This window comes from Nostoc sp. CENA543 (assembly GCF_002896875.1).
Taxonomy (GTDB): Bacteria; Cyanobacteriota; Cyanobacteriia; order Cyanobacteriales; family Nostocaceae; genus Trichormus.
Window position 1 is genome coordinate 1,757,429 of sequence record NZ_CP023278.1, and the last position, 11,815, is coordinate 1,769,243.

The 11,815-nt window shown below is 41.9% G+C and carries 8 protein-coding genes and 2 CRISPR repeat arrays; of the genes, 3 read left to right on the forward strand and 5 right to left on the reverse strand.

Annotation, left to right across the window (positions count from 1 at the left end; genetic code table 11):
- Nucleotides 1-41: 41 nt before the first annotated feature.
- Both ltrA and CLI64_RS07385 read right to left on the reverse strand, forming a co-directional pair.
- A complete protein-coding gene (ltrA, locus tag CLI64_RS07380; protein WP_103136599.1) occupies nt 42-1,811 on the reverse strand; it encodes a group II intron reverse transcriptase/maturase in 1,770 nt (589 codons plus the stop codon).
- Nucleotides 1,812-2,398: 587 nt separating this feature from the next.
- Nucleotides 2,399-2,732: direct repeats of the CRISPR family, unit length 37 nt; unit sequence GTTTCAGTCCCCTTGCGGGGAAAAGGTTAATGGAAAC.
- A gap of 30 nt (nt 2,733-2,762) precedes the next feature.
- Nucleotides 2,763-3,641 (reverse strand): IS982 family transposase, encoded by an 879-nt coding sequence (locus CLI64_RS07385; RefSeq protein WP_103136600.1) that lies wholly within the window; start codon nt 3,639-3,641, stop codon nt 2,763-2,765.
- A 93-nt stretch (nt 3,642-3,734) separates the two neighbouring features.
- Nucleotides 3,735-4,141: direct repeats of the CRISPR family, unit length 37 nt; unit sequence GTTTCAGTCCCCTTGCGGGGAAAAGGTTAATGGAAAC.
- Nucleotides 4,142-4,743: 602 nt separating this feature from the next.
- Between CLI64_RS07385 and CLI64_RS07390 the strand changes: the two genes are divergently transcribed.
- Nucleotides 4,744-5,286 (forward strand): CAP domain-containing protein, encoded by a 543-nt coding sequence (locus tag CLI64_RS07390; RefSeq protein ID WP_103136601.1) that lies wholly within the window; start codon nt 4,744-4,746, stop codon nt 5,284-5,286.
- Between the two features lie 21 nt (nt 5,287-5,307).
- On the opposite strand, the gene CLI64_RS07395 is transcribed toward CLI64_RS07390, so the two are convergent.
- Nucleotides 5,308-6,690, reverse strand: coding sequence for a transposase (locus tag CLI64_RS07395; protein ID WP_103136602.1), 1,383 nt, complete (start codon nt 6,688-6,690; stop codon nt 5,308-5,310).
- Nucleotides 6,691-6,932: 242 nt separating this feature from the next.
- Here CLI64_RS07395 and CLI64_RS07400 point away from each other — a divergent pair, with 242 nt between their 5' ends.
- A complete protein-coding gene (locus tag CLI64_RS07400; protein ID WP_103136603.1) occupies nt 6,933-8,831 on the forward strand; it encodes a GTPase family protein in 1,899 nt (632 codons plus the stop codon).
- Nucleotides 8,832-8,926: 95 nt separating this feature from the next.
- The gene (locus CLI64_RS07405) at nt 8,927-9,601 is read left to right on the forward strand and encodes a DUF305 domain-containing protein (protein ID WP_103136604.1); all 675 of its coding nucleotides are present in this window, start codon (nt 8,927-8,929) and stop codon (nt 9,599-9,601) included.
- 68 nt (nt 9,602-9,669) lie between these two features.
- On the opposite strand, the gene CLI64_RS07410 is transcribed toward CLI64_RS07405, so the two are convergent.
- Entirely contained in the window at nt 9,670-11,019 is a 1,350-nt protein-coding gene (locus CLI64_RS07410; RefSeq protein ID WP_103136605.1) for an ATP-binding protein, read from the reverse strand.
- 143 nt (nt 11,020-11,162) lie between these two features.
- Nucleotides 11,163-11,699 (reverse strand): methanogen output domain 1-containing protein, encoded by a 537-nt coding sequence (locus CLI64_RS07415; protein ID WP_103136606.1) that lies wholly within the window; start codon nt 11,697-11,699, stop codon nt 11,163-11,165.
- Between the last annotated feature and the right edge of the window lie 116 nt (nt 11,700-11,815).

Here is an 11,815-nt window from a genome sequence, read left to right on the forward strand (position 1 = left end):
AAGCAAGTTACCCTGCATCCGGCTTTAGCAAACCCGAACGCTTACCAAGGACTGAATACCTCATCTTCAGATTCATCTGATAATCCGACTGAGTGTATCGGTGGATGAAAGCAACTTTGTGTTTGCACAAACACCTCACCTTCAGACTTGCGTCCTACTGAGTGTATTTGTTGGTGACAGTAAAAATGCACCAACTCTAAATTAGAGTAGCTATCATTGCCGCCAGCAGCACAAGGGATTTTATGGTGTTTATGTAAAGACTCATTGTTAAACAGAGACTCGCCACAAATAGGACACTGATACCCTTGTCTTCGGGCTAACTTTTGGTAACTAGGAATCAAACAGCGAGATTGCTTCTTGCGCCGTTGTTGCCAGTAAACGCGTAACTGTTGGTCATCAGGGGAAGCATCACCTTTAACCAAAGTGTGCCGTTTGATATGAAACCAACTAAACTTGAGTAGGTATTGACCAGAATGTTTGTCCCCAAACACCCAAAAGTCATTTCTATCCAAATTGAAGTGACCCCAATAGCGGCAAATGCGCCAATGAGAGCTTTTATTTGGGTGCATTCTCTTGGCGTACCGTTGCTGTCGCACATACATCCATCTATCTAGTTTGGTGAATATATGTGAGGAAACAACTGTCCGATAGTAATTAGCCACACCGCGAATTATCGGGTTAAGCTTGCCTATAAGATAATTGACATTATGGCTTTTATGATCTAGCCAAGAAAGCCGAATCTGGTCTCGGACATCTTGCAGAGATTGCTTGCTAGGCTTGATTAATACTTTCCGCCCCGTTAAGGTATTCTTGTCTTGATACCATCTGATGTTAAACCCCAGAAAATCAAATCCCACAGTTAGATGTACTATTTGGGTTTTAGACTCTGATAAAGCCAAACCTTTAGTTTTCATCCAGCAGGACAAGATATCAACTACCCTGTGGGCATCCTCTGGAGTTTTGCAGAAAACTACCAAATCATCAGCGTAACGTACCAGACCACGATGCCCGATTTTGTGACCGTGTTTATCGTATCTGATACCCAATGCTGCTTCCATACCATGCAATGCAATGTTTGCTAGTAGTGGGGAAATGATTCCACCTTGGGGTACGCCCGTTTCTGTATCGTAAAACACGCCCTTGTCTACATATCCCGCTTTTAACCACTGGTGTATTAACTGCCGTGCGGGGAAGTTACCAATGGTTTGCATGAGTGGTGCATGGGCGATGTTATCAAAGCAACCTTCAATGTCGGCATCGACCACCCAACTAGTAGTGGAGTTGGCTTTTGACATGGAATGTACTCTTTCTATCGCGTCATGCACGCCTCTACCGGGGCGGAAACCGTAAGATGTTCTCTCGAATTGTGCTTCCCAACTTGGTTCTAAGGCGTTTAATACTATTGCCTGAAGACATCTGTCGATGATGCCGGGAATACCGAGGGGGCGTTGTTTGCCGTTGGATTTGCGGATGTATATCCGCTTCACTGGTAATGCTTTCCACGGTAAGCGCATGGCGAGAATATCTACCAGTGTTGCTCTAGCAAGTGGTGTCAGTACCAGTAATTTGTCCACACCTGCTGTTTTCTTGCCTTGATTTAATTGCGTTACTCGTCGCACGGAAAGTATCATGTTGGAGTAACTCCGCATCAGTAACTTTTGAAGATTGCGTACCCCCTTAAAGTTACCGTCTTTGGTTGCCTTGAATATTCTTTGTCTGAGTCGCCTGACTACGCGGTAAGCATTTTTCCACTTTATGCTGTTCCAGTCCGTCGTCCTGTCGGTTACATTCACAATCGTTGATTGCACCATAACTTTTCCCGTACAGTTCGGTTTCTTACTACTCTGATTTCAAGGGGTTCACTCGCTACACGTCTGCACCCTTTCAGGTCGGTTTAGTTCAACCTATCTGCGCGGTTATGGTTTCCCGTTGCCTTTCGGCTTCACAGCTTTCGCTTTTTGTAGCATCTTACTCCCACTGGAGAGTTCAGTCGGGATTGCTCCCTGCTTTACTGACAGCATCGTTTCTAGTTGTCAGACTCCATTGGGGTTACTTCATATCACACATCAGAGATTCAACCACTGCGCGTTCCTTCTATACACCGGAGGCGTTTTGATGTCTTATATTCTGAGGACAGGGCAGAATATCTCACCTCTTTTACTGTTTGGGCCGTTTTCAGTATTTCCTCTTCACGATGCCTCTTCAAAGGTTCACTTTCGTTAACCCATCAGTGGTTTTACCTTGGCGTTACGTCCACTCTTCGGCTTGCAGATTTTACGCTTTCCCCTCTAGCTCTGAGACACCGCAGTTACCCGCTATGCCCCTTCGGGTAGGTACTGGTTTAGACACTAACCAGGAGTATTTCTCAGATACTCACTCTCATGAGCGACTGATAGTCGCACCCGTCCCCTTGCGGGGAAAAGGTTAATGGAAACCTTGGTTTTGTTCTCATGGTTGGTTTCCGAGACGTTTCAGTCCCCTTGCGGGGAAAAGGTTAATGGAAACCAGCAGCAGATATTGAAGAATTCAGGCTATTACTCGATGTTTCAGTCCCCTTGCGGGGAAAAGGTTAATGGAAACTGGGATTGGGGTTTTAACGGATAGAACTGCAAATGAATTTGTTTCAGTCCCCTTGCGGGGAAAAGGTTAATGGAAACCCAACATAAAGTAGATGGCTAAAACATCGCAGATCATCGTTTCAGTCCCCTTGCGGGGAAAAGGTTAATGGAAACGGGCATTTTCTTATTTAACCTGAGTTCGGGTTAAGCAGATTGGGTTAAAATCCAGTCCATGTGAAGGCTGGGCTTCTTAGGTTGGTGGCAATAAGCGATTAATCCACACAGAAGATTAACGCAGAAATTGACAGGACTTCGATGTCGAGAATGTTCTATCTGAGAAATATTCTTGAGTTGGTCGTTAATTGTTTCAATAATGGAACGCTTACGTGACAAAAGCTTGTCATGGAGGCGCATTAACTTGTTTTTCATATTGCGACGGGGTTTGGCAAAAAATTCAATCCCGAATTCTCGAAAAAGTTGATCAGCCAGTTGTTGAGAGACATAGCCCCTATCAGCAAAAATTTTGCCAAAAAGACCAGTAAGTAAATCTGGGATAGGTTTTCTGTCGTCAATATTACCAGGTGTCACAATCGCATTTAAGATTTCACCATGCTCATTAACTACAATGTGGAGTTTAAAACCAAAAAACCAATCCACAGAAGTCTTACCCCTAGCGGCAACATCCTTAAACACATGATTTCTAGAAATGCGACGATTATGGCAGACCTTGACGCTGGTTGAGTCTACAAATCCGATACCCGTACATCGACCGAAGCAATGCTTCAAGTATGCACATAGGGGTATCAGCACAGATGGCATCCATTCAACAAATCGTTGATAGCTGGGAAGACCTGGAAATGCACACCTCCATTGTTTCTGTACCTGTTCTAAATAAAAATGCTTGAAATTCCGGTAGTGATTTTGGTGAAACGCAATCAATATTGTCATTATTTCACTCAAACATAAGCTTTTTGCCCTAAATCGCCGAATTCCTCCCTGTTTGAGTAGGCTTTTTTGCCATTGAGCTTCAAATTTTTCGCAGAAATCGTCTACGTGGCAGAATAATGCTTCTAAACTAGACATAGGACAGGTGCTGGATTTAACGCTATTTTCAGCTTACTACCTGTCCCTTTTCTTATCCCGAACTCAGGTTATTTAGCAGATTATAGAAATTGAGTTTCAGTCCCCTTGCGGGGAAAAGGTTAATGGAAACTAACGAGTCCTTGGGTTATCCCCAAGACATCTTATGTTTCAGTCCCCTTGCGGGGAAAAGGTTAATGGAAACATTGCCACTCACTAAGGTCAAGTAACTGCTGTAATTCCTGTTTCAGTCCCCTTGCGGGGAAAAGGTTAATGGAAACGGATGAGAGCGAATTCCCCAACGTTCAATGATGCTCGTTTCAGTCCCCTTGCGGGGAAAAGGTTAATGGAAACCAGAAAATATGCTCAACGAAATGCAAGTAGAACTCAAGTTTCAGTCCCCTTGCGGGGAAAAGGTTAATGGAAACCAAATCCCCTACGAACGGGAAGGTTGGGCATTGTTTAGGTTTCAGTCCCCTTGCGGGGAAAAGGTTAATGGAAACTGCTCGGTACTGAAACTTATATAGAGCAAGCTTCCTGGGAAGCATTTTGACGAGTCGCAAAATCAGGTCGATTTCAGCCCACCTTATTGCGAGTAATTTGCAACTTCCCGAATTATTGAAACGCTGTAATTATTATGTTGTCAAGGTTCTGGCGATTTTGACGAATCCCCAGGGTTTTTGACCCCGCTTCGACTTGCCAAACATCAAGCTAATAAACCAATGATAAGATAGGGATTTTCAATTGTCGAGTGTTTGTTGCAGTTGTATTCTAAAATATACTGAACTTAATATGTAGGAATTAGATTTAATTCCTGAAAACATTCGCGTAGGAAGGAAACTCTTCATTGTTACCTCTGCTCTCTTCCCCTCTGACTCTTCGGTGATAGGCGATCGCATCTTCATCTACCGCCTATGCTGCTTGTAATCCGAAAAATTTGATGGCAAATATTTGAAAAATCGCTAATTTCAAGCTTTATAATCTGTTTCCCTAATTAATGTGAGCTTTTACACCGTAAAACTACTCAAAGACTTATTTGTCTAAAAAAGATGAGTCTGGTTAGATGTACTGAAAGTTCCCTTTCAGTCTTTCAGACTCCCTATTAATGATTCGCACGAAAATTCACAACTTTGTTTTAGGCACTTTGATTGTGTCGGGTGGAGTAGTGGCAATTTCTGCACCGGCTCATACTTATACATCACAATCTTTGCCCAAATCTGTTCAAAGTCGTCACATAGCACAATCTACAATTGACACCGCATCTGTAGAAGCATCTGTGCATCGGCAAATTAATCAGTACCGCGCTTCTTTGGGTTTACCGGCGTTAACGCGGAATGAGTCTATAGATAGTCAAGCCAGGATTCATAGTCAGAAGATGGCTGATGCTCAAGTTCCATTTGGTCATTCTGGCTTTAATCAACTAGTCCAGGCGATAGGTATTTCTTACCGAGGAGCGGCGGAAAATGTGGCGACAAATCGGGGTTATAGTGATCCTGCTACCCAAGCTGTCCAAGGTTGGCTAACAAGTTCTGGACATCTCAACAACATTAAAGGTAATTACAACCTTACAGGTATCGGTGTTGCAGTTAATAGCAAGGGTGAAGTTTACATCACACAAATATCCCTCTTCTGGCACTTTCCGGAATAAGCAAATAGTTCAGAAGCTAAATCATCCAGAAGCATAATAGGGTTTAAATTGATTCATTGTGGCAATTAAATGATTGAATCCCAGTAACAAATCTGAATTAGGGAAAATACTTAACCAGGGATAAATTAACCAAAATAGTAAAAGTGGTTGGATAATAAGACGCAGATTATTTAAAGTATTCTTCCATCCAGATTCATGATTCCATTGCGGATGATTAGAAAAATCAACATCATTATTTTCTTGTGCTTCAGTCTCAAGTTGATGAGATTGATTCAAGCCTAAAAAGACTGGAGAATTTAAACTAATCATCGTATAAACACTAAAAATAATCTCCCACCATCTCTCAATATGTTGGAAATTTGTAAAACGGTAATCTGTCCAGCCTAGTTCCTGTTTACATTGCCTAAACCCATATTCAACCCAGGTTCTTAATCCATATAAGTCACCTAAAATCTTCTTCAAGTTCCCTTGAAGATTCGTCATCACAAAAGAGGTAGAATTTTCTGGCATGGTTTCTGGGTCAGTTGTTATTTCCCAGTAAGTTATGGCTCTTTTTTTACCATAAACTATTTCTCTTATATATCTAGTTTCTGATTTTTGATTACTAAATGTTCTCTCAAATTTGCACCACTTATTCGCCCTAACGCTCTGCCCTGATGGCATCCAGACACCATGATTACTTCTGATTGCTACAACATAAGCTAAGTTATATTCATCCAGTTTTCTCAGAAACTGGCTACTTTCACCCTTCGGGTTCGCAGTCGCTTCAAGTCGGCAAAGCCGCCCAACGCGCTGCTCACCATATAAACTATCTGCCAGTACCAGTTCAATATTAACACCCTCTTCAATTAACTCTGTAATTATTTCTGACGCTAACTCTATTTGAGTTTTATATTTATCTCCTGATTTTAGCGTCCCTTTTGGTTTGAATACTTTTACACTTAAAGGAAAAGTTATATTAGAATAAATTCCATAAGCATTGACTGAAACTATTCCATTATCAACTTTTCCCACACTTCCTAAATATTGTCTTGCGACATAATCAGTCTTTTTACCTTTTTTTCTATCTCCGGTTTCATCTATTACTACTGTAATCGCCTGACCATTCAAGGCTTGCTTGATTTTCTTTAATCTTCGTTGTTTTAATTCATCTACTGACCAATCTGAGTTAGCTATAAAATGATGTAATGACTGCGCTGAGTTTATACTTACCACCTTCGCTATTTCTGGTAACGATTTTCTTTTTATTGTTGATATTATCCCCAAATGTAAATATTTAAAGCACTCATAATTTCTTACCTCTTTGAACAGGTTTTTATACTCTGCACAATATTCATCTATGAGCGCAACTGTTGGATGAGCATCTCTTGCCAAATGTTTGAGGATTTGTAATTCTACATCCATTGCCCTGCTTACCTTCCAGAGTTTTTTCTTTTCATCCTTTTATTCAGAATACTCGGAAAGTGACAGAAGAGGGATAAATCATATCTCAATTCAGCAACGCCGCAAATGGCGTTAGCGGCGCAGGAGCATCACCCGTTGGCGCAGTCTCTCGTAGAGAAGGGTAAAAGATATTTTTTGCCTTTTTCCTTTCTTCTCCTGCCTAAAATAACAGTATCAGAGTCTAACTAGGACAAGTGTAAGACATGGTGCGTTTAAAAGTTTGGCAGTGGGTTGTCTTGGCAGTGCCGATCGCCTCTATTATGATTTTCTTGTTGGTATCCGCCGGAATGCAAATCCATGCTTGGGGGATAAATTGGATTTGGGGGGTATTTACATTAGTATTTGTGGGTTGGCGTTGGTTGTTGGTAAAGTGGACACAACCTGCAATTAAACAAGTGGAAGCGGCGATCGCTCAAGTCCAGGAAGAATTAAAATCTACTGTTGCAGATACCACCGCATCAGTTAGCACTGACGCGACACAACAAGCAGAAGCAGCATTACAACAGATTCTCAATGCAGCCCAAAGCGATCGCCCGATTTGGGAAGATTGGCAAACTTTTTGGCAACGCTGCCAAGATTTAGTCGTGGCTGTTGCCCATATCTACAATCCAGAGGTGCAGTATCCTCTATTAAATATCTACGTTCCCCAAGTGTATGGACTGATTCGGGGAACGGTGGATGATTTAGATCAGTGGATGCAAAAGTTATCGCCTGCACTCAATCAAGTCACCGTGGGGCAAGCCTACCAAGCCTATGAAGTTTACCGCAAATTAGAACCATCAGCCCGCAAGGTTTGGCGGGCGTGGGGCTGGGCGCAGTGGTTATTAAATCCCGTGGCGGCGGCGGCTAATCGGGCTACGAAAGGTTACTCTAATCAAGCAAATCAGCAATTATTGGTAAATTTAGGGCAATTATTGCGAGAAGCCGCCTTGCGGAACTTGTGCAGACAGGCGATCGCACTTTACAGTGGTAAAACCATCACCATAGAAACACCTGCAACTACCCAGGCGAAAACTCAAACCCTGCAAAACATCCTCGCCCAAGCCGAACCAGTCGAAAAGGTTGAGCAGAAACCCCTCAGCATTTTACTTGTGGGTAGAACAGGTGCAGGGAAAAGCAGTTTGATTAATACGATATTCCAAGGAGACATAGCAGAAGTTGATGTTTTGCCTAGTACCGACCAAATTCAAGACTATCATTGGCAAACCAAAGACGGCGAAACCCTGCATCTGTGGGATACACCAGGTTACGAACAAGTCAAGCGGGAAGATTTACGCCAACTAGTCTTAGACTATGCCACTAACGCCGATTTATTACTGTTAGTTACACCTGTGCTTGATCCCGCCTTGCAGATGGATGTAGATTTTCTCCAAGCCATCAAAGCCACCGTTGCAGATATACCAGCGATCGCCGTTGTGACGCAAGTAGATAAGTTACGTCCGATCAGAGAGTGGCAACCGCCTTATAATTGGCAAGATGGTGATAAAGCCAAAGAAATCGCCATTCGTGAAGCTACAGGGTATCGTGCCGAGTTATTGGGAGAATTTTGTAATTTAGTGTTACCTGTGGTAACTAGTGATTTGAATACTGGGAGGATGGCTTGGGGCATAGATGCTTTATCTTTAGGAATCATAGAAGCGATCGCACCAGCCAAGCAACTCAGACTCGCCAGATTTTTACGTAACCGCGAAGCCCGCACAGTAGGGGCTGCCAAAATTATCGACCATTACACCTTTCAAATGGCCACTACCCAAGGATTAACAGCACTGCTAAAAAGTCCGGTACTTCAGTTTATTGCCACATTATCAACCGGTTCTCCTACCTTGGCGTATATCCTAGCAGAACAAATCCCTGTCGAGCAGTTACCCATTGTCATTGGTAAACTCCAGATGGCTTTTGATTTATTCTCACTGTTAAAACCAGCAAAATTTGATTTGTTATCTTTGTGGCCATTGCTGTTAGAAAACCCCAGCACCCCAGAGCGCAACGCCTGGGCATTTGGTCACGCCTTGGTAGAATACTGGACACAGAATCTAACTATAGAGCAACTCCGCCAACGCTTTGATTACTACGTACAAGAGGCAGGAAGCAGGGCGAATTGAATCTAAAATCTAAAATCCAAAATCCAAAATCTAAAATTGGTTGACTCTCCAGTTAGATGGATAGTTCAGAATTAAAGAGCAATCCGTAATGGGGAATGATTACTATGCAACTTCTAACTTGGAAAAACAGTTTTTTGGCTTTTAGTTTGGCACTATTAACAGCCTGTTCAACAACTTCTCAAGCTCAGAATCAAAATTCTCAGCACCACATGAATCATCATGACATGAACCATAGTGGTAGCAATCACAACATGGCTATGGATTTGGGGCCAGCCGATGCTAACTATGATTTACGATTCATTGATGCAATGATTCCCCACCATCAAGGGGCGTTGAACATGGCAAATGTTGCCAAGCAAAAATCTACCCGTCCTGAAATTAAACAATTAGCAGATGAGATTATCAAAGCGCAGACACAAGAAATTAATCAGATGAAACAATGGCGTAAAACTTGGTATCCCAAAGCAGATAATCAACCGATGGCTTATGATGCCAAAATGGGTCATATGATGCCAATGTCCTCTGAGCAAATGCAGTCCATGATGATGGATGTGAATTTAGGCGAAGCTGATGCAGAATTTGATTTGCGTTTTATTAATGCGATGATTCCCCATCATGAAGCAGCTGTGGTTATGGCTAAAGATGCTTTACAAAAATCTCAACGTCCAGAAATCAAAAATTTAGCGCAAGCCATTATCAAAGGGCAGAATACTGAAATTAATCAAATGCAACAGTGGCGAAAAACTTGGTATAAATCATCTGCCTCATAGCAATTTTGAATTTTTGGTTTGATTGCGAATTGCGAATTGCGAATTGCGAATTGGTTTTATTGATGATATCAGCAGTCTCTGTAGTCTTGCTCTTCAACAATCGGTAACTCAATAGTAAACTCCGTTCCCAAATCTGGTTCAGAGGTCATATTAATTCGACCATTATGGCTCTCAATGATTTGGTAACTAATTGATAGTCCCAATCCTGTGCCTTTACCAATTGGCTTAGTGGTAAAGAAAGGATTAAATATTTGATGATGGATTTCGCTAGGGATGCCTTTACCGTTGTCTCGGATGCGAATTGCGATGTAGCGATCGCTGATTGTCTCTGTGCGAATCCAGATCCGACTAGGATGATTTTGTGTTAGTGCTGACGATGAGCTTTCGCTGGGAGAACATCGCAATTTTTCAGCATCTTCCAAGGCATCAATCGCATTATTTAAAATATTCATAAACACTTGATTGAGTTGACAAGGAGAACAATAAATTAATGGCAATTTACGATATTCCCTCATCACTTCAATTTGAGTATGGCTCATTGACTGGAGGCGACCTTGCAAAATCATCAATGTAGCCTCTAAACCTTCATGAATATCAACCAGTTTGAATTTTGCTTCGTCTAAGCGAGAAAAGTTTCGCAAAGATTGTACAATCTGGGACACACGCTTAGAACCTGTCTGCATTGACTGGAGTAATTTTTTGATATCTGCTTGCAGAAATTCCAGTTCTAAGGCTTCAATTTCTTGTTGAATTACTTGGCTGGGATGGGGATATTCTTGCTGATAGAGGTGAATTAATTTTATTAAATCATCATAATATTGAGCAGCATAAGCAAGATTCCCATGAATAAAGCTAATTGGATTATTAATTTCATGGGCAATTCCTGCCACTAACTGTCCTAAACCAGACATCTTTTCTGTTTGGACAGATTCCAGGGCATTTTGCAGTTTGATTAAAGTTTGTTTTAAAGTTTCGTTAGATTGAACCAGTTCTGCTTCAATGCGTTGGCGTTGTTTAATCTCCTGACTCAGTGCATGAATTTTTTGGTTAAGCACAACAAATTCATTACTCGTTCTTTTTTCTAGGCGCAGTAAATTGATCGCTGGGCTTTGAGGCGATCGCGGTTGAACTACAGCACCTTGAGTGCGACAAGCAATTTCTTCCCCTGGGGTTTGTTGAATAGTGAAAGCACCCAAAATCATCTGACGACTTTGGGCGCAAACTTGCAGATAGTTGTTGACTTTCTCTGGAGAATCATTAACCAACTCGCTGAAATTCTGACCAATCATCGCTTTACTAGTTTTACTAAATAATTTGGCAGCAGCTGAATTAGCAGCCAAAATTTCACCTGCACTGGTTACAAGTAGCATAGGTTCTGGTAAAACCTGGGCAAAAGCTAAAAATTGATCAGGTTTCATGATTTTGATGTGTCGAAGCAGGTTTTTTGCTGAGGTGTGAAAAACTAACAGACTCAAAGACTAAGCCAGTGAGGAGTCAACTTCAACGAAAATATCTAGCAGAGAAAAAGTGATCATCTGCGAACTTCCGCTTGATGCTGTTACTACAATTTGAAATATTCTTGCCCGGCAAACTCTTCTGATGCTTCGCTAGGTTTTAAATGTATGACAACTTTGCACTCTTGTGCGCCTCTGGCGATGGTGTCTTCTAACTCGACCCTAGCGTAGCCGAGATTGTCTGCTGCGATCGCGCCAAAGATATTAGATGTCATGACACACATAGCTTCACGCCCTTCTACTTGTTCTGCAAAAGGGCATTTACGATTGCCTAAAACAATCTTTTCATCAGTTTCTTCAATTACGTAAAAGTCTCCTTGAATGCGGCGTTTCCAATCGACAAGGACGGCAGTTACCTGTTCACGAGAAAGATGAGAAAGTTGTAGTGCGTTATGGTATATCTGGTTGACGTGTTGGCCGGTGCGATACCCAACTACATTTAGAAACCCTGCTGCCTCTTCCACACCAACCACATCCTGTAAAGTGCCAGCTAACTCTCGAATGACTGTACGCAAAAACTGATCGCGTTCAATTGGTAACTCTAGGGATTCTATTTGCTTGTCGAGCGAAGAGATTTGAGCCATAGTAGTCTTGATTCCTAAATATCTACACAAAAAAGTTGTCAATAGGGTTTTGTTCGAGAAAAATCATTGACCAAAGTCAAAATATCTTCCTTAAGTAGCATTGACATCCAACTAAT